Origin of the sequence: Limnohabitans sp., from assembly GCF_046052825.1 — a bacterium.
Taxonomy (GTDB): domain Bacteria; phylum Pseudomonadota; class Gammaproteobacteria; order Burkholderiales; family Burkholderiaceae_C; genus Limnohabitans.
Window position 1 is genome coordinate 17,890 of sequence record NZ_JAVLFP010000017.1, and the last position, 17,245, is coordinate 35,134.

Sequence of the window (17,245 nt, forward strand, 5' to 3'; positions counted from 1 at the left end):
TTAATTCCCAATGAACCCTTCATCCACCCAAAGGAAAAACATGACATCTCGTTTAACAAGAATTGCATTGCTGACCTGTTTGACGGCTGCAAGTATGTCCCTTTCTGCTCAGCAAGCCATCAAGATCGGCTTTCTCGGGACGTTGTCTGGGCCCGCTGGTGCATTGGGTCAAGATCAGTATGACGCTTTCATGCTGGGCATCTCTCAACTAGGAGGAAAACTCGGCGGTGTGACTGTCCAAGTGATCAAAGAAGATGATCAACTGAAACCAGATTTGGGTGTGCAACAAGCTCAAAAGTTGATAGAAAAGGACAAGGTCAGCATCATCACTGGCGGGACTTTCTCTAACGTGCTGATGGCCATCCACAAACCTGTGACGGAAGCCGGGGTATTTTTGATTGGATCCAATGCCGGTCCGTCGCCGATCACCGGCAAAGGTTGCAGTCCCATGTTTTTTTCAACTTCATGGAACAACGACACGCAACACGAATCCATGGGACAGTATGCGACTGACTCTGGCTACAAGCGTGTGTATGTCTTAGCGCCTAACTACCAAGCCGGTAAAGATGCGGTCTCAGGATTCAAATTCCTCTTCAAGGGGCAAATCATTGACGAGGTTTACACCCAAGTCAATCAACCCGACTACTCCGCAGAAATCTCCCAGTTGCAATCAGAAAAGCCTGATGCAGTGTATGTTTTCTACCCCGGCGGCATGGGGGTTAATTTTGTAAAACAATACCAACAAGCGGGCCTGCTTGGAAAAATTCCCTTGCTCTCGACTGCAACTGTGGATGGAACAACACTTCCTGCCCTCAAAGAGTTGGCCATCGGTTTAATTGCAGGCACGCCCTATAGTCCTGACATCGACAACTCCCAGAATAAAAAATTCGTCACGGACTTCACTAAAAAATATGGACGGATCCCCTCTCAATACGCGGCTCAAAGTTATGACGCAGCCATGTTGCTCGACTCTGCGATTCGAAAAACGGGAGGAAGGGTTGACAACAAAGAAGCTTTTCGTGCGGCACTTAAATTGGCTGACTTCAAATCTGTGGCTGGCCCATTTCGTTTCAACAACAACCAATTTCCAATTCGCAATTACTACCGCGTTGAAGTTGCGAAAGATGCTTCTGGGCAGGCCGCCTTGGTCAACAAGGGCGTGGTACTCAAAGAGTATTCTGATCGCCTCCATACACAGTGCGAGATGAAGTAAGGAGGCCAACAAATGGCAAATACCTTTCAAGTCGGTGATTTGAAGGTCAGCCTCGTGGTTGAATCTGAGTTTCCTGTGTTGACTCCCAACGAGGTTTATCCCGATGCCACACAAGAGGATATTGACAAGAACGAGGCATGGCTCGCTCCGCGGTTCTATGACCGCATCAGTGACAAATTGATCCTGTCATTTCAAGGTTTTTTAATTCGAAGTGATGGAAAAAATATCTTGGTAGATACGTGCGTTGGCGATTGCAAAGATCGTCGACGCCCCTCCTTTGATCAAAAAAAATGGAGTTGGCTTGACCAATTGATTGCGGCAGGATGTGAGCCTGAGCAAGTTGACATTGTTGTGTGCACCCATTTCCATGTTGACCACGTGGGATGGAATACGCAGCGGGTTGATGGGACTTGGCAGCCTACTTTTCCAAACGCACGCTATCTATTTGTCAAGAAAGAATGGGACTACTGGCGCAGCGGAGAGGGGGCGCACAACATCACTCGAACAGGTGACTATATGCAAGACAGTATCCTTCCAATTGTCGAGGCGGGCTTGGCGGATTTTGTGGACATGGATCATCGCATCGACCCAGACGTTTCATTGAAACCTGCGCCAGGACACACGCCTGGCATGGTGTGTGTTGATTTGCAATCCAATGGCTCCCAGGCCATCATCACAGGTGACTTGCTCCACACGGTATTGCAGGTGATTTATCCAGACTGGAGTACAAGGTTTTGCGCAGACCCTGTGCTGTCACGGCACACACGAAAAGCATTTCTCGAACGTTACGCCAACACCGATGTCATGATTCTTCCAGCTCATTTCCCACGCCCAACAGCTGGGTATATAGAGCGCGACTCCCATGGGTTTAGGTATCGTTTTGTGGATGAAAAGAAGAGTTGAGCAGCTAAGGTCAGCTCCGCGCTTAAGTTGTCTTTGATTTTTTTGAATTTGTTTTTTTCTTAGAAACAGGGGCCATGACTGCGCTTGATGTCGCATTCATCTTGTTACCTTTGAATAAATGGACATTTTCATAAGTCCGATTCAGAAGTTTCACAAGTTCTTGAGCATCGGCGCTTGCCAGGCCCTCTCTCAACATTGAATCGTGAGTCTTCACTGCTTTCCAGCACTGTTTGGCTAAGACTTTGCCCTCGGGAGTGAGGGTGACCAAAACCGAACGGTTGTCGCTCGGCTGACGCATTCGCTTGATCAGGCCTTGCTTCTCTAGACGTATCAGTATGTGAGACAGCGTGGATTGCTCTAGTGAAGATTGCAAAGCGAGATGACCCACTGAGTGCTCTCCATCTAAATGCAAAAGAATTAAAACTCGGGCCGAATAAACATTGAGACCCAGGGATAGAAACTGTTGATTCACCCATGCGCTAACGGTTGCAGCAATTCGGTTGATCAGAAAGGGAAGGGTGTGATGGATGTGATCGGACATAGGGTAAGAACTTACTCTGGTCCGATTGACTTTAACATTTCGAATCCCATAATATGGCGTGCCATATAAAAAGAATTGTTGGCAAGCCCCTGCTTCTTGGAGACCTCATGTCAGCTAATCCCCCTTTTCCCCAAACACGCAAGCCGCTAAACCCCGATGCAAAAGCTGCGCCTTTGTTTGATTTCATGCCGCAGATGTCGCTTGAGGAACGTAACCGCCGGTGGGATAAGGTCAGAAAAAAAATGCTCATGGCGGGGCTGGATGGGCTGGTATTTTTGGGCAACGATATTTACTGGGGTATGGGCATGGCCAACATGCGCTATATGTTTCAAGTGGATTCGCAAATAGGCGCAGATGGCTTGTTCCCACTCACAGGAGAACCCGTGATTTGGAATGCTGTGGCGCATATGAATCGACCAACCAACATGTACCTTTCGATTCAAAAATGGGTCACCGACTTTCGAACGAGAGGCGGCATGGGGCTGATTGCGCAAGAACTTCGCGAGCGCAAACTTGACGCATCAAAAATTGGCCTGATCGGCTTTTCTTCCACTATTCAGGTCGCTTCCTCTTTGTTGCACGCCGATGTTTTGGCGCTTGAAAAGTTATTGCCTGAGGCTGAGTTCATAGATGCCAGCTGGTTGCTGCAAGAAATGCGAATGGTCAAAAGCGAAGAGGAAATTGGCATGTTGCGTCAAGCAGGCAAGATTGCGCGCAAGGTGGTCGATGCGATGCGTGACTCTGCCAAGGTGGGGCTACCTGATGCTGCCGTGTATGCTGAAATGGTTCGGACTCAAATCGCCAATGGCGCAGAGCCAAATATTTTTAACTTGTTTGCTGCGGGCCCGCTTGAGCATCCCGACAACGAACTCTGGCATTTGCTCCATGGCTGCGAACAGCCTCTGACACCCAGCATGCGTCCTCTCCAACAAGGTGACATCATCGTCGCGGAATGGCACACCAAATATGGCGGCTATCGGTGTCATACCGAGTACACCGTCTATCTCGGCAAAAAAGTGCCCAAAGAGTTACAAAACATTTGGGATGTCTCGGTGGAATGTTTGCATGCAAGCAAAGAGGCGCTGACCGCTGGGCGAACCATTCGGGAAGCGGTCGAGATGATTCGCAAACCTGCACTCAATTCCGGATTAGATTTTGTCGAGCTTGGGTTTCACGCCATGGGGACGGCTTCCCCAGAATTTCCGACTGTCATTTACAAGGAAGGTTTCGGTGGTAACGCGCTCAACGGCTTTCAGATTGGCGACATGGTGCTGGAGGAGGGCATGTGTTTTGGCAACAACATTGACTTGCATGACAGCAATTGGAAGTCAGATGTGGGGTGCATGCTCTCTGACTTCATGGTGGTGCGCCCAAATGAAGCTGAATGCCTGATCAACACGCCTCTTGAAATCGGCTTGGCTGGTTGATGGCAGATTGATTCAATTTCGCGTTGCTGCATATGCACACTGAAAAAGCCCAGCCCTTGCCCCGTGAGGTTCAAGTTCTCATTGCGGGCGCTGGGCCGATAGGGTTGGCTTTGGCGGCCTATCTCGGCAAACAAGGCATCAAGACTTTGCTTGTGGAGCGCAATCCTGATCGACTGGACTCCGCCAAGATGATTGTGGTGAGTGTTCGAACGATGGAGTTTTGCCGTCACCTCGGCCTGGCAGATGCTGTGCACAACTGGGGTTTTCCGTTGGACCACGGTCTTGACAGTGTCTTTGTTACCAATTTACAGGGCTATGAGTTGGGGCGAGTGAAAACACCGCCTTTGAATGTTCCTTATGACACGCCCTTCAGTCCAGAGCGCGAACGCCCGTGTCCCCAAACTTGGTTCGACCCTATTCTTAAAAACTGCGCACTTGACCAGGCGAGCATTGAACTGCGCTACCAGACTGAGCTTGCAACGTTTGAACAAGATGAGGACGGCGTGACAGTGATGTTGCGCGATGCCTCTGGAGAGATAAATTGTGTCAACGCGCAATATTTGGTCGGTGCTGACGGCTATTCGAGCACCGTGCGGCAGTTGCTTGGGATTGAAGTCAGAGGCGTCAAGCACCTGGATGTTTCGATGAGCGTCTACCTCAGCATTCCGGATCTGTTGCACAAGCATCAGATGGGAGATGCTTACCGCTATCTCTTTGTTGCTGAAAGGGGAGTTTGGTGTGTGTTGACCACCATCGATGGTCGCGATTTATACCGTATTCAGTTGATCGGTGCAGGTGGTGCAGATGTGGAAAAAATGGATCTCAACGATGTTGTGAAAAGTTGTTTGGGTTCAGAAGTGAACTACACCTTGCATGAGACCTCGAGCTGGGTGCGCAAGTCAACAGTCGCTGACCGCTTTAAGGACGGACGCGTCTTCATTGCGGGTGATGCTGCCCATGCACATCCCCCAAATGGGGGATTGGGTATGAACACTGGCATATTGGATGCATGGGATTTAGGGTGGAAGTTATCTGCTGTGCTCAAAGGTTGGGGCGGACCACACTTGTTGGACAGTTATGACTTTGAACGGCGTCCTGCTTCAGCCCGCGCATGTGAAGAGTCGTTGAAAAACTATGGTCGCTTGGTTGACCCTATCCACGCGCCCAATCTAGATGAGGCAACACCGCAAGCAGATCAATTGCGCAAGGAAGTCGGCCAGCGCCTTGTCAAATCCAATGAAAAAGCTTGGCACCCTATTGGGATTCATCTGAGTCATGTTTATTTCCCGTCTCCCATTGTGGTGGATGACCAAACACTGCGACCAATCCTGGATCAAGACGAATACAGCCCTTCATCACAACCAGGCGCGCGCGCACCTCACGTATGGCTCAAAGAAGGTGAGCTGAGCATTCTGGATTGTTTTGGACCAGAGTTCACCTTACTCAATTTTGGAAGCGGGAGTGTTGCTGCGTTGGAGTTGGCCGCTCAAAAAGTGGGGCTTCCACTGACCGTTGTTCGTATTGACAACATGAACGCAAGAAAACTCTATGAAAAAGAGTTGTCGTTGATCAGGCCCGATGGACACATTGCTTGGCGAGGTGACACCTTACCTCAGCAATGCGACCTCTTGGTTGATCGTGTTCGCGGCGCCTTGGGGGGAGGCGCGGGCAGGAGGACCCAAGGCGGCATTCCTCGTTCCGCGGTATGACCGATTTTTTTAGCTTAGACATCAAAAGGAGACAAGACATGGAATTGACAATGAATTTGAATCTGGTTCGCACCTGTCTGGCTGTGCTGGCATTCACATGCTCAATCGGTTCTATGGCCCAGACAACTTTCCCAGATAAGCCGGTCCGTTTGATCTTGGCCTATTCAACGGGGACTGGGCCAGACACAGTGGCAAGGCTGATTGCCGAACGTTTGTCTGAAAAGTGGAAGCAGCAAGTCATCGTGGACGACCGCCCAGGAGCAAGTGGATTCATCGCCATCCAAGGCCTCAAGAGCGCGCCTGCGGATGGATACAACCTGCTTGTTGTCGACAATGGTCACGTTGCGGTCAACCCACACATCCATAAGACGATACCCTTTGACAGCGCCAAAGATTTTGCGGGCGTGACGACGATTTTTAAAAATCCCTTCTTCATCGCCACGTCGAGTTCCGGGCCTGTAGACAGCGTCCCCAAACTCATTGCAATGGCTAAAGCAAAACCTGGTGTACTTTCTTACGGTTCCCCATTTGTTGGGAGTCCTTCCCATCTTGGCGGTGCGCTGTTTGAGCAAATGACCGATACCAAAATGATCCATGCCCCTTTCAAAGAAATGACGCAAATGCTTGCATCGGTTGCAGGTCAAGATGTGTCATGGTTTTTAGGATCGATTTCCAGCACCAAACCCTTCGTTGAGTCTGGCCGCATGAACTTACTCGCTGTCGCTTCAAACAAAAGACTCGCAGGGTTCGAAAAAATTCCGACCGTTGAAGAAGCCGGAGGCCCCAAAGGTTATGTCGTTGAGGCATGGGTTGGACTGATTGCACGCAAGGGTACGCCTGAAGCCGTGGTTGAAAAAATCAGCCGTGACGTCGCTGAAGTACTGCAAAGCGCCCCCATGAAGAAAAGACTCACCGAGATGGGTATTGAGTCTTGGCCGTCTACCCCAACAGAGCTCGATGCTTTGATTGCACGCGAGACCATCAGCTACGGCGAGTTGGTTAAAAAGGCAAAGATCGAGCCCCAATGACTTCGCGTCGTTCGGTCATCACCCTCGCAATGGGCATGCTCACAGGCGTGAGCCCTGCGCGCTCGCAATCGATCTATCCCTTCAAGCCTGTTCGAATCAATGTGCCCTTCACACCTGGAGGGGCTGCCGACATCGTTGCCAGGCAAGTCGGGCAGAAGCTGAGCGAACTCTGGGGGCAGGCAGCTGTTGTTGACAACAAGCCGGGTGCAGGGGGCGCCATCGCGGTGGATCACGTTGTACGTTCGCCACCCGATGGCTACAACTTGCTGGTGGCTGACCTGGGTCAACTCTGCATTGCACCCGCTCTCAACCCTCAGTTGACTTACCAACCGTTGCGCGACTTGCAGCCCATCACACCGGTGGCTGCTGTGCCGCTTTTTTTGGCAGTGAATCCCTCGCTGCCCATCACCTCTGTTGCTACCTTGATTGACTACGTCAAGACACACCCTGGTTTTGCCTATGGATCGGCAGGGGTTGGAACCACGCACCACTTGTCGATGGAATTGCTTCGCGTGCGCACAGGAATCAACATCACGCACATTCCCTACAAAGGCGGGGCGCAGTCTATTCCTGCCGCGATTGCCGGTGAAGTTGGTTTGGTGGTGTCAGCACTTGGTGCGCTGCTGCCCCACGTGAAATCAAACAAGCTGCGCTTGATCGGTATGACCACCATGACACGTAGCCCGCTTGCGCCAGACATCGCGCCAGTTGCAGATCTTGTCGCAGGCTACAACGTGAGCGACATGGTGGGATTTTTGGCTCCGGTACAAACACCGGCTTCCATTGTTCGCTCTCTCAATCAAAACATCATGGCGGTGGGGCAGCAAGCGGATTTCAGCAAGCGCCTTGCCGATCTCGGACTGGAAGCCTTTGTGAGCACCCCATCGCAATACACCGACTTGATAAGAACGACTTCGCAAGTTTTTGCTCGGCTCATCAAAGACTTGAATATCACTGCTGAATAACTTCAAGAACATGAGGCAACTGTGAATCACATTCTTCGCTCGAATCTCTTGAACCGTGGCCGGTTGGCTGCGCTTTTATGGCTGTTGTGCCAGGTCTTTGGTTTACAAGCGCAGGTCTATCCAAACCGCTCGATCAAATTCATTGTTCCGTATGCTTCGGGTGGCGCCATCGATACCACTGCGCGCGTGGTGGCACAAAAGATGGGGGATGTTTTGGGGCAATCCATCGTGGTCGACAACCGACCGGGAGGAAATACCGTGATAGGGACCGAAGCTACCATCAAGTCTCCCGCCGATGGATATACCTTTTTATTCACCTCCAGCTCGCCAATCGTTGCAAATCCCCATCTCTACAGCAAGCTCTCTTACAACGTTCAAAAAGAGTTGTTCCCTGTTGCGATGGTCTGCCTATTTCCCCAGGCGCTGGTCGTCAACAAAGAGCTTGGGGTGAATACCCTCAATGAATTCGTTGCTTTGGCAAAAGCCAAACCCACCGCTTTGAGCTACGGGTCTATGGGCAGTGGCTCCAGTGGACATTTGAATGCGGAAAATTTCAAGCAGGTGGCTGATATCCAGATGACCCACGTGCCTTACAAGGGGTCGGCGCCCGCAGTGACAGATTTGGCTGGTGGACAAATCTCGACCATGGTGGTCACCATGAGCTCTGTGGAGGGTTTTTTACGCAGCGGAAAACTCAAAGCGCTTGCGATTGCCTCCACCCATCGGTCTGTGATTTTTCCCGAAGTACCCACCACAGCGGAGGCCGGGTACCCCAACTTTCTGGCGCGCGATTGGATTGGCATCTTTGCACCAGCCAATACGCCAAAGGCCTTGATTGACCAATTCAATGCCGCATTTCAAAAAATTGCAGCTCAGCCAGATTTTCGTGATGAATGGATTCTCAAAAAAGGACTTGAACCTACGGCAGCTAAAACGCCAGAGGACTTTGCGAAATTCATTCGTTTGGATTATGAACAAACCGGCAACCTCGTGAAGTTGACCGGTGCAAAACTTGATTGAAAGATGATTTATGACACGTGTCAAAGACCTGGACCCTGTAGAACACACGCCTGAACAGGCCATGATATTTAAGGAAATCGCCGGTCCCCGGGGTGGGGTAGTTCGTGGCCCATTTGCAATTTGGCTGCGTAATCCTGAACTCGCTGACAAGGCGAATCAATTAGGCAATGCCTTGCGGATCAACGGCAAGCTCGACAAGCGCCTGTTCGAATTGGCCATTCTGGTGGTCGCCCGTTCTTGGACGGCCCAGTATGAGTGGTTTGCGCACGCCGAGGCCGCTTTGGCTGCAGGTTTGGAGGCGTCAACCATTCAAGCGCTTCAGCGCGCAGAAGAACCCAATTTAATCAAATCAGACGAACAAATTGTTTACAAGGTGTCGTATGAGTTGATGCAGGATCACAAGGTCAGTGATGCCACGTATCAACAGGCAGAACAGGCACTTGGATTGCCGTTGCTCATTGAGTTAATTTCAGTGATTGGCTTCTACACCATGGTCGCTGTCGTACTCAATGGATTCGAGGCCCCTGTACCCGGTGGGTCTTTGCCGCTTTCAGGCAATGGCTTCGCTCAACCCATCTCTGACCGCTCAGAAAGCTCACTGCAATGACAACGCCTATCAGACGAATTGTGACTGGCCACGACGAATCCGGCAAAGCTGTCGTGGAGATCGATGGCTTCGCTACCAATGCCAAGTATCCCGATGAAAAAGTCACCTCAACGTTGATGTGGGTCACCGATCAGGCGCCCTCCGATCTGCTGTTGCCAGGTGACGCAGGTGCTCGAAAAATCAGCACGGCTCCGCCTGTTGGGGGAACGCGATTTGCGGTGCTTGACCTACTGCCGGGCAATGATTTTCATGGCCAACACCGAACCGATACGGTGGACTATGTCATTTGTCTTTTGGGTGAAATTGATATGGCCCTTGACGACCAGATGGTCACTCTCAAAGCGGGTGACATCATGATTCAACGCGGAACCAAGCATGCCTGGATCAACCGCAGCAACGCTCCTGCACGAATTGCCGTAGTTCTTGTCGATGCGACACCCAAGCGAGAAGGCTCCATCATGGCGCAGCAGGAAGCGCGCTAGGGCTTGTAAAGCCATCTAAGCAAGTACCCATGAATTTTCTATTCAATGACTTTTCGAAGTCTCTGTTCGTTCGACGCAGCACTTACTGGTTAGCCGCTGTTGTACACATGGTCATGGTGGGGCTAAGTCATGCCGCAGACGATGACTATCCTGCACGTCCCATCAAAATGGTGGTTCCTTATGCCGTGGGTACAACCCCAGACACCATCGCTCGCCTCTTTTCTGAGTCTGTGGGGGAGACGCTGGGTACTTCCATCATCATCGAAAACCGCCCAGGGGCATCGGGCATCGTTGGAACCGACTATGTGGTCAAGTCTGAGCCGGATGGTTACACCTTGCTCTTTGCAGACAGCTCTTCTTGGGCCGTCAACCCTTACCTCTACGCAAAACTTCCATACCGAGGCATACAAGACTTTGTGCCCGTGATCAGAGTCGCAGAATTGCCTACTTTTCTCGTGATCAATCCGACCATCCCTGCAAATAAAGTCACTGACCTGATCGACTATGCGCGCAAGAACCCGGGTAAGTTGTCGTATGGTTCTGTGGGCAACGGGTCACTCCATCACCTCACTGGCGAGATGTTCAAGTCGATGGCCAAGCTCGATATCTTGCATGTCCCCTACAAGGGCAGTCCACAAGTCAGCATTGCCTTGATGTCTGGCGAGACGGACATGGCCTTTCTGGGCTATGCCGCGATCAGCCCGTCAGTGTCGGCCGGTAAGTTGCGTGTTTTAGGGATTGCAGTTGCCAAACGCTCACCAGCCTACCCTCAAATACCCACGATCGCTGAGTCAGGGCTGCCGGGCTTTGACATGTCCACTTCCATTGGTGTTTTAGCGCCAACAGGTACATCCGCTGTTGCGGTGGCGAAACTCAACAGCGCCATCTCAAAAGCCCTTGCCAGTCCCACCGTGCTTGGCAAGATCAACGCCATGGGGGTTGTTGTTGTGGGTGGAAGCGCTCAAGATTTTGGCGATGTCATGAAAAAAGAATCGGTCAAGTTTGAAAAACTGATCAAGCTGTCTGGAGCCAAAATCGAATGAGCCGAATATCACTGTCCATCGCCATCGGAGACTACGACCAAACCCGAGATGTCATCTCTGGGCGCGTGCCAATTGAAGGGGTCGACCTCTTGCCGTCCATGTTGACGGCTGAAGAGGTGTTTCACCGCTTCACCCATTACCGAGAATGGGACATTTGTGAAATGTCCATGGGTCGTTATGCATCCATGGTCTCCCAGGGCGACACAAGCCTCACGGCATTGCCTGTTTTTGTTTCACGGGTTTTTCGCCATTCCATGATCTACCTCCCAAGCAGCAGCTCGGTGACAGAGCCTCATCAACTCAAAGGCAAACGAATTGGAATCCCAGAGTGGGCACAAACCGCGACGATTTATGTGCGTGGCATGTTGACTGAAGACCATGGCGTGGCGCTTGATTCGGTTGAATGGGTGCAAGCGGGGGTCAATGATCCAGGACGCAAGGAAGAGGTCATGCTCAAACTTCCCTCAGGTGTGAATTACCGCAGCGAACCGGGTAAATCGCTGGATGGCATGCTGCTCAGTGGTGAGTTGGATGCGGTGCTTTCTGCGCGTGCCCCACAGCATTTTGGCAACGGTATTCGTCGTATGTTTCATGATTCAGAACCTGCTGAACTGTCTTACTACAAGGCAACGGGGATATTTCCCATCATGCACGCACTTGTGATCAAGACGCAGGTTCTTGACAGACATCCCTGGGTTGCAATGAATGTGATGAAGGCCTTTGAAGAAGCCAAGCGACGTTCTTTGGAGCGGCTCAAAGAAATCACGGCAGCTCATGTACCGCTCCCTTGCCTTGGGTCTCATGTCAACCTCGTGCGTGAACTGTTCGGCGAGGACTTCTGGCCCTATGGCATACAAGCCAACCAGAAAACATTGGACGCGTTTTTGCGTTTTGCCTTTGCGCAGGGAGTTTGCCATCGCAAGGTTTTGCCAGAAGAGCTTTTTGCCAAACAGACATTGACCCAAGTGCGCATCTAGTGCAATCCAACCCAATTGACCCACCTGAACTAGGAGAACTTCATGACCACCCCAAACAAAGACCCTTGGATTTACATGGGGCCCGCAGAGACCCAAATTCTTGGCGATGTGGTTCTCGATCCCGCTGAGCAAGCACGCTGGTGCCGTGCCATGCTGTTTGGCACCTTGCCCTATATGTGGAAAGACAAGGCGACGGTCGTGCGCGAGCTCATGTTCAACAAACTCGATCTCAAGCATGGCGACAAAGTCCTGGTGATTGGCGAATGCGTGGCTGAATGTGGCTTTGATGAATCCATACGACAACAAATAGGCGACACCGGTGAACTGGTTGTGGTGGACATCACAGCGCAGGCCCGTTCAGCGTATGTCACCGGAGCACGCGGACGCAAAGGAGAGTTGGCCACTTGGCAGTTTGAATACACCAAGGATTACCCCGATCAGTATTTCGATTGTGTGGCAGTCATCCAAGCCGTTCAGCACACGGATGACTGGACCGAGACGGGTGTTGAATTGCTGCGAGTCATGAAGAGCGGGCGCAGGTTGGTCTTGGCAGAAATCACTTTCGGCCCCAACATGATCAACGCCGCCAGTCTTGATATCCATGTGGAGAGTTGGGTCGAAAAAATCTTCTCTCGGATGGGATGGGCCATCGACCAGTTCCCTTATTACAGTCCACAGGCCTTGCATAACGCATTGGATTCCTTGATGCACGACACGCAGGATTTCTGTTGGAAGGGCATTGAGCTATTTTGGGGAACTAAACCTTAGCACCCATGATGGATGCAAGCCAGCGGGTTGCTGGTGCTTTCGTGATCTCTGAATGTTCTGCAACTCTTTGCGACCACATCTTTTTGTTCACTTTCGCATCGACGAACTTGGACGATCGATGTGCCGAAGGGTAGCTGCGAGAATGCAGGCAATCTGCGCGATTTGTATTGAGAAGCTGAATGGTTCATTGTTTCTCGATATTCACTGTATGTGTAATTCGTGCGCACTTCATGTAAAAAACTCTCCCAATGCCTGCTTCGACGGAAAAAAACAACGGCACACATCAAGCGCTCAGCCGCTGGCGCCTGAGCGTGGCGCCGATGATGGATTGGACCGACCGGCATTGCCGGTTCTTCCACCGCTTGCTCACGCAAGACACCTTGCTTTACACCGAGATGGTGACCACGGGTGCTTTGCGCCATGGCGACGTGCAGCGCCATTTGCGCTTCAACACCGAGGAGCACCCGGTGGCATTGCAGCTGGGTGGCAGCGAGCCGGCTGATTTGGCCTATGCCGCCAAGCTGGGCGAGCAGTGGGGCTACAACGAGATCAACCTCAATTGCGGTTGCCCCAGCGACCGGGTGCAGCGCGGCGCGTTTGGGGCCTGCTTGATGAACGAGCCCGCCTTGGTGGCCGATGGCGTGAAAGCCATGCTCGATGTGGTCAATGTGCCCGTGACCGTCAAGCACCGCATTGGCATCGACAAAATTGAAAGCTATGACTTTGTGCGTGACTTTGTGGGCCAAGTCAGCCAGGCAGGTTGTCGCGTGTTCATCGTGCACGCCCGCAACGCTTGGTTGCAAGGGCTCAGCCCCAAAGAGAACCGTGAAATCCCCCCCCTGCGCTACGAGTTGGCGTACCAGCTCAAACAAGACTTTCCCGATCTGACGATTGCCGTCAACGGGGGCATCACCGCCAACGCGCAAATTGCCGACCATCTGCAACATGTCGATGGCGTGATGGTGGGGCGCGAGGCTTACTACAACCCCTGGCTGCTCAGCAGCTGGGATGCCACGTTCTTTGGGGCTGCCCCCAGTCCACTCAGCCGCGAAGCGGTGGAAGAGGCCATGGTGCGCTACATGGAACGCGCGCATGCCGAGGATGGCTGCCCTTGGTATGCCATTGCCCGCCACATGTTGGGGCTCTACCACGGTGAGCGGGGTGGGCGCTTGTGGCGTCAAGTCTGGAGCAACCACAAACTCAAGCCTTTGCCGCCGCACGAGGTCATGCAGCTCGCACGCGAGGCGCTGGCCCGTGGCGCAGAAAAGCCCGTCCATGCCGACTGAGGCACTGCTGCGGGCACCCGCGAAAGAGCGCATCGCCTTGGCGTTGATTTGGTTCATGCCCTTGCTGTGGACGGTCAACTTGGTGGTCGCGCGCCAAGCACCAGGCGTGGTGACCCCACACGTGTTGGCATTGGGGCGTTGGACCTTGGCGGGACTGATCCTGACTTGGTGGTCGCGTCAAGAGCTGTGGCACATGCGGCGTGAGGTGATCAAAGCCTGGCCCCAGACCCTGGTGCTGGGGGCGTGCGGCATGTGGATCTGCGGCGCCTGGGTTTACCTTGGGGCACAAACCACGGGTGCTCTGAATATTTCATTGATTTTTGCTGCTGCGCCCGTGCTGATTGCCATCGGCTCGGTGCTGTGGTTGGGCGAGCGGTTCTCAATTTGGCAGGCGCTCGGGGTGGCTGTGTCTTTGTCTGGCGTGGTGCATGTGGTGGTGCGGGGCGAGTGGACCCATTTGGCCCAGCTGCATTTTGTGGTGGGGGATGTGTGGGTCGTCTGTTCTGCGGTGTCTTGGGCTGCGTTTTCATTGCTCCAAAAAAAGTGGCACAGCCCTCTGGGGTCCATGGCCCGTCTGGCCACGATGTGCGTTGGGGGCGTGGTGGTGATCTTGCCGTTTGCGGTGTACGAGTTGTGGGCCGCTGATGCGCCTGCACTGGGCCGGCAGGCCTTGGTTCAGATTGTGGCCACGGCCTTGATACCCGGCGTGGCGGCCTACTGGATTTACGGCTGGACCTTGAAAGTCTTGGGCGCCAGCCGAGTCGCCGTGATGTTGTACACCGGCCCTCTGTATGCGGCCGTGGTGGCCTGGGGCGTGTTGGGTGAACCCTTGGGCTGGTACCACTTGGCTGGTGGGCTGTTGATCTTGTCCGGTGTGGGTCTGGTGATGCTCACCCAATCTGCAGGGGCGCCGAGAGTGCCTGTGCAAGCCTAAAGCCTGGGGTGCTTTGGGGAAGGCGCTTAACTGGCGGCTTCCAGCCCGTTTTCAAAATGGACCCGCATGCGTTGCACACTGGCTGCTGCATCACGGGTCAGCAAGGCGTCCAGCAGCGCTTGGTGCTCGCTCAGCGACTCCTCAATGCGCCCGCTCTTGAGCAACGAGTTGTGGCGGTTGAGCTTCATCACCTTGCGCAAGTCGGCCACCATTTGGTCGCGCCAGCGGTTGTCGGCGATTTCCAGCAAGCGCATGTGAAAGCGCTCGTTGACCTCAAAGAAGCGCTCGGTATCTTGCACTGCGTTTGCCAACTCTTGGTGCAAGGCCTTCAAGTCTTGCAACTGCGCGTCGCTGGCGGTGCTTGCCACCACCCCTGCCGCATCGGATTCGAGCAGGGCCAGCAGGTGGTAGACATCGCGCTGGTCTTTCTCGTTCACCTCGGTCACATAGGCACCGCGGCGTACCTTCATGGTCACCAGGCCTTCAGCGGCCAGCACCTTGAGGGCTTCGCGCATGGGGGTGCGGCTGATGCCGTATTCCTCGGCCAGACGCATTTCGTCAATCCAGCTGCCGGGCGCGAGTTCGCTCGAAAAAATGCGCTGGCGCAAGAGCTCAGCCACTTCTTCGTAAAGGGCGCGCGGGGTGAGGGTGACGGCAGACATGGGTTGAAATTGTAAGCTCAGATAATATTTTGCATCAATAATTATGAATGATATGATGCCCGGATTCTCAAAACCGGGGGTCAACCCTCCCTTCACGAGTGACTTGCCATGAGCCAAAAGCCGACCGAATTCAACGCCTCCAACCTCCAAGCTTGGGCCAAAGCGGCCGCTAAATCGGCCCCTGGGGGGGATGTCAGTGCCCTGAATTGGCAAACGCCGGACGGCATCAGCGTCAAACCGCTGTACACCGCCGAAGACACCCAACACCTGCCCTACGCCAACACCTTGCCAGGGTTTGAGCCGTTTTTGCGCGGCCCCCAAGCCACCATGTATGCGGTGCGCCCGTGGACGATTCGCCAATACGCGGGTTTTTCGACCGCCGAAGAGTCCAATGCGTTCTACCGCAAGGCTTTGGCTGCGGGTGGGCAGGGCGTGTCGGTGGCGTTTGACTTGGCGACCCACCGTGGCTACGACTCCGACCATCCGCGCGTGACCGGTGACGTGGGCAAAGCCGGGGTGGCGATTGACTCGGTGGAGGACATGAAGATCTTGTTCAACGAGATCCCGCTCGACAAGGTGTCGGTCTCCATGACCATGAACGGTGCCGTGCTGCCCGTGTTGGCTGGCTATGTGGTGGCTGCCGAAGAGCAGGGCGTGAGCCAAGACAAGTTGTCGGGCACGATTCAGAACGACATTCTCAAAGAGTTCATGGTGCGCAACACCTACATCTACCCGCCTGAGCCGTCGATGAAGATCATTGGCGACATCATTGGCTACACCGCGCAGCACATGCCCAAGTTCAACTCGATCTCGATCTCGGGTTACCACATGCAAGAGGCGGGGGCCAACCAGGCACTGGAGTTGGCCTTTACCCTGGCCGACGGCCAAGAGTATGTCAAGACGGCGATGGCTTCGGGCTTGGACGTGGACGCGTTTGCGCCGCGTCTGTCGTTCTTCTGGGCCGTGGGCATGAACTTCTATTTGGAGATTGCCAAAATGCGCGCCGCCCGCTTGCTGTGGTGTCGCATCATGAAGGGCTTTGACGCGCAAAACCCCAAGAGCTTGATGCTGCGCACCCACAGCCAAACCTCGGGTTGGTCGTTGACCGAGCAAGACCCCTACAACAACGTGGTGCGCACCACCATCGAGGCCATGGCTGCCGTGTTTGGTGGCACGCAAAGCCTGCACACCAACAGCTTTGACGAAGCCATTGCGCTGCCCACCGAGTTCAGCGCTCGCATTGCGCGCAACACGCAGCTCATCATCCAGGAAGAGACCCACATCACCAACGTGATCGACCCCTGGGCCGGCAGCTACATGATGGAAAAGCTGACCCAGGACATGGCCGACGCGGCCTGGAAGATCATTGAAGAGGTCGAGGCCATGGGTGGCATGACCCAGGCCGTGGACAGCGGCTGGGCCAAGCTCAAGATCGAAGCTGCTGCGGCCGAGAAGCAGGCGCGCATCGACAGCGGCAAGGACGTGATCGTGGGCGTCAACAAGTACAAGCTGGCGAAGGAAGACCCGGTCGACATCCTGCAGATCGACAACATGAAGGTGCGCGACGGCCAGATCGAGCGCCTGCAAAAGATCCGTGCAACGCGCGATGCCGCCAAGGTGCAGGCAGCACTGGATGCGCTGACCGCCGCCGCAGAGAGTGGCGAGGGCAACCTGCTCGAT

At 53.7% G+C, this 17,245-nt stretch carries 17 protein-coding genes; 15 read left to right on the top strand and 2 right to left on the bottom strand.

The annotated features are described in order from the left end of the window. Nucleotides 1-10 precede the first annotated feature (10 nt). Nucleotides 11-1,213, top strand: coding sequence for an ABC transporter substrate-binding protein (locus ACKWJN_RS02295; protein WP_408594141.1), 1,203 nt, complete (start codon nucleotides 11-13; stop codon nucleotides 1,211-1,213). A 12-nt stretch (nucleotides 1,214-1,225) separates the two neighbouring features. Then, nucleotides 1,226-2,116: an MBL fold metallo-hydrolase gene (locus ACKWJN_RS02300; RefSeq protein WP_408594143.1), complete on the top strand. Its 891-nt coding sequence runs from the start codon at nucleotides 1,226-1,228 to the stop codon at nucleotides 2,114-2,116. Between the two features lie 22 nt (nucleotides 2,117-2,138). Here ACKWJN_RS02300 and ACKWJN_RS02305 read toward each other — a convergent pair whose 3' ends face one another. Then, complete coding sequence (locus tag ACKWJN_RS02305; protein WP_408594144.1) at nucleotides 2,139-2,657, bottom strand: MarR family winged helix-turn-helix transcriptional regulator; 519 nt, start codon at nucleotides 2,655-2,657, stop codon at nucleotides 2,139-2,141. 107 nt (nucleotides 2,658-2,764) lie between these two features. Between ACKWJN_RS02305 and ACKWJN_RS02310 the strand changes: the two genes are divergently transcribed. The 12 genes from ACKWJN_RS02310 to ACKWJN_RS02365 all read left to right on the top strand — a co-directional run bounded on the left by ACKWJN_RS02310 (nucleotide 2,765) and on the right by ACKWJN_RS02365 (nucleotide 14,903). After that, on the top strand, nucleotides 2,765-4,084 hold the full coding sequence (locus ACKWJN_RS02310) for a M24 family metallopeptidase (protein WP_408594145.1): 1,320 nt from the start codon (nucleotides 2,765-2,767) through the stop codon (nucleotides 4,082-4,084). 32 nt (nucleotides 4,085-4,116) lie between these two features. Then, nucleotides 4,117-5,793, top strand: coding sequence for an FAD-dependent monooxygenase (locus ACKWJN_RS02315; protein WP_408594147.1), 1,677 nt, complete (start codon nucleotides 4,117-4,119; stop codon nucleotides 5,791-5,793). A gap of 38 nt (nucleotides 5,794-5,831) precedes the next feature. Then, nucleotides 5,832-6,821 (top strand): Bug family tripartite tricarboxylate transporter substrate binding protein, encoded by a 990-nt coding sequence (locus ACKWJN_RS02320; protein ID WP_408594149.1) that lies wholly within the window; start codon nucleotides 5,832-5,834, stop codon nucleotides 6,819-6,821. Continuing rightward, a complete protein-coding gene (locus ACKWJN_RS02325) occupies nucleotides 6,818-7,786 on the top strand; it encodes a Bug family tripartite tricarboxylate transporter substrate binding protein (protein WP_408594150.1) in 969 nt (322 codons plus the stop codon). The genes ACKWJN_RS02320 and ACKWJN_RS02325 overlap by 4 nt, the downstream gene beginning before the upstream one ends. 21 nt (nucleotides 7,787-7,807) lie before the next feature. Then, nucleotides 7,808-8,806 (top strand): Bug family tripartite tricarboxylate transporter substrate binding protein, encoded by a 999-nt coding sequence (locus ACKWJN_RS02330; protein ID WP_408594151.1) that lies wholly within the window; start codon nucleotides 7,808-7,810, stop codon nucleotides 8,804-8,806. A 10-nt stretch (nucleotides 8,807-8,816) separates the two neighbouring features. Beyond that, a complete protein-coding gene (locus ACKWJN_RS02335) occupies nucleotides 8,817-9,413 on the top strand; it encodes a carboxymuconolactone decarboxylase family protein (RefSeq protein ID WP_408594153.1) in 597 nt (198 codons plus the stop codon). Beyond that, complete coding sequence (locus tag ACKWJN_RS02340) at nucleotides 9,410-9,895, top strand: cupin domain-containing protein (RefSeq protein WP_408594155.1); 486 nt, start codon at nucleotides 9,410-9,412, stop codon at nucleotides 9,893-9,895. The genes ACKWJN_RS02335 and ACKWJN_RS02340 overlap by 4 nt, the downstream gene beginning before the upstream one ends. Nucleotides 9,896-9,924: 29 nt before the next feature. Next, nucleotides 9,925-10,938 carry a Bug family tripartite tricarboxylate transporter substrate binding protein gene (locus ACKWJN_RS02345; protein WP_408594156.1) on the top strand — a complete coding sequence of 338 codons (1,014 nt, stop codon included), beginning with the start codon at nucleotides 9,925-9,927 and terminating at the stop codon, nucleotides 10,936-10,938. 98 nt (nucleotides 10,939-11,036) lie between these two features. Continuing rightward, entirely contained in the window at nucleotides 11,037-11,915 is an 879-nt protein-coding gene (locus ACKWJN_RS02350) for a 4,5-dihydroxyphthalate decarboxylase (RefSeq protein ID WP_408594158.1), read from the top strand. A gap of 42 nt (nucleotides 11,916-11,957) precedes the next feature. Then, nucleotides 11,958-12,683: a methyltransferase domain-containing protein gene (locus ACKWJN_RS02355; protein ID WP_408594159.1), complete on the top strand. Its 726-nt coding sequence runs from the start codon at nucleotides 11,958-11,960 to the stop codon at nucleotides 12,681-12,683. A 248-nt stretch (nucleotides 12,684-12,931) separates the two neighbouring features. After that, nucleotides 12,932-13,969: a tRNA dihydrouridine(20/20a) synthase DusA gene (gene dusA, locus ACKWJN_RS02360; RefSeq protein ID WP_408594161.1), complete on the top strand. Its 1,038-nt coding sequence runs from the start codon at nucleotides 12,932-12,934 to the stop codon at nucleotides 13,967-13,969. After that, entirely contained in the window at nucleotides 13,959-14,903 is a 945-nt protein-coding gene (locus ACKWJN_RS02365) for a DMT family transporter (RefSeq protein WP_408594163.1), read from the top strand. Before dusA ends, ACKWJN_RS02365 begins: the two co-directional genes overlap by 11 nt. A gap of 26 nt (nucleotides 14,904-14,929) precedes the next feature. Here the strand turns inward: ACKWJN_RS02365 and ACKWJN_RS02370 are convergent, their stop codons facing one another. Continuing rightward, the gene (locus tag ACKWJN_RS02370; protein WP_408594165.1) at nucleotides 14,930-15,565 is read right to left on the bottom strand and encodes a GntR family transcriptional regulator; all 636 of its coding nucleotides are present in this window, start codon (nucleotides 15,563-15,565) and stop codon (nucleotides 14,930-14,932) included. Between the two features lie 108 nt (nucleotides 15,566-15,673). On the opposite strand from ACKWJN_RS02370, the gene scpA reads away from it, so the two are divergent. Then, nucleotides 15,674-17,245: methylmalonyl-CoA mutase (scpA, locus tag ACKWJN_RS02375; protein ID WP_408594166.1), on the top strand; the 1,572-nt coding region annotated here is incomplete at its 3' end.

Bases quoted from the DNA above. Each gene is read 5' to 3' on its own strand.
- ACKWJN_RS02345 (WP_408594156.1), top strand. From the start codon at position 9,925: ATGAATTTTCTATTCAATGACTTTTCGAAGTCTCTGTTCGTTCGACGC.
- ACKWJN_RS02320 (WP_408594149.1), top strand. From the start codon at position 5,832: ATGGAATTGACAATGAATTTGAATCTGGTTCGCACCTGTCTGGCTGTG.
- ACKWJN_RS02355 (WP_408594159.1), top strand. From the start codon at position 11,958: ATGACCACCCCAAACAAAGACCCTTGGATTTACATGGGGCCCGCAGAG.
- ACKWJN_RS02310 (WP_408594145.1), top strand. From the start codon at position 2,765: ATGTCAGCTAATCCCCCTTTTCCCCAAACACGCAAGCCGCTAAACCCC.
- ACKWJN_RS02325 (WP_408594150.1), top strand. From the start codon at position 6,818: ATGACTTCGCGTCGTTCGGTCATCACCCTCGCAATGGGCATGCTCACA.
- ACKWJN_RS02305 (WP_408594144.1), bottom strand. From the start codon at position 2,657: ATGTCCGATCACATCCATCACACCCTTCCCTTTCTGATCAACCGAATT.
- ACKWJN_RS02300 (WP_408594143.1), top strand. From the start codon at position 1,226: ATGGCAAATACCTTTCAAGTCGGTGATTTGAAGGTCAGCCTCGTGGTT.
- dusA (WP_408594161.1), top strand. From the start codon at position 12,932: ATGCCTGCTTCGACGGAAAAAAACAACGGCACACATCAAGCGCTCAGC.
- ACKWJN_RS02370 (WP_408594165.1), bottom strand. From the start codon at position 15,565: ATGTCTGCCGTCACCCTCACCCCGCGCGCCCTTTACGAAGAAGTGGCT.
- ACKWJN_RS02365 (WP_408594163.1), top strand. From the start codon at position 13,959: ATGCCGACTGAGGCACTGCTGCGGGCACCCGCGAAAGAGCGCATCGCC.
- ACKWJN_RS02340 (WP_408594155.1), top strand. From the start codon at position 9,410: ATGACAACGCCTATCAGACGAATTGTGACTGGCCACGACGAATCCGGC.
- ACKWJN_RS02350 (WP_408594158.1), top strand. From the start codon at position 11,037: ATGTTGACGGCTGAAGAGGTGTTTCACCGCTTCACCCATTACCGAGAA.
- ACKWJN_RS02295 (WP_408594141.1), top strand. From the start codon at position 11: ATGAACCCTTCATCCACCCAAAGGAAAAACATGACATCTCGTTTAACA.
- ACKWJN_RS02335 (WP_408594153.1), top strand. From the start codon at position 8,817: ATGACACGTGTCAAAGACCTGGACCCTGTAGAACACACGCCTGAACAG.
- ACKWJN_RS02315 (WP_408594147.1), top strand. From the start codon at position 4,117: ATGCACACTGAAAAAGCCCAGCCCTTGCCCCGTGAGGTTCAAGTTCTC.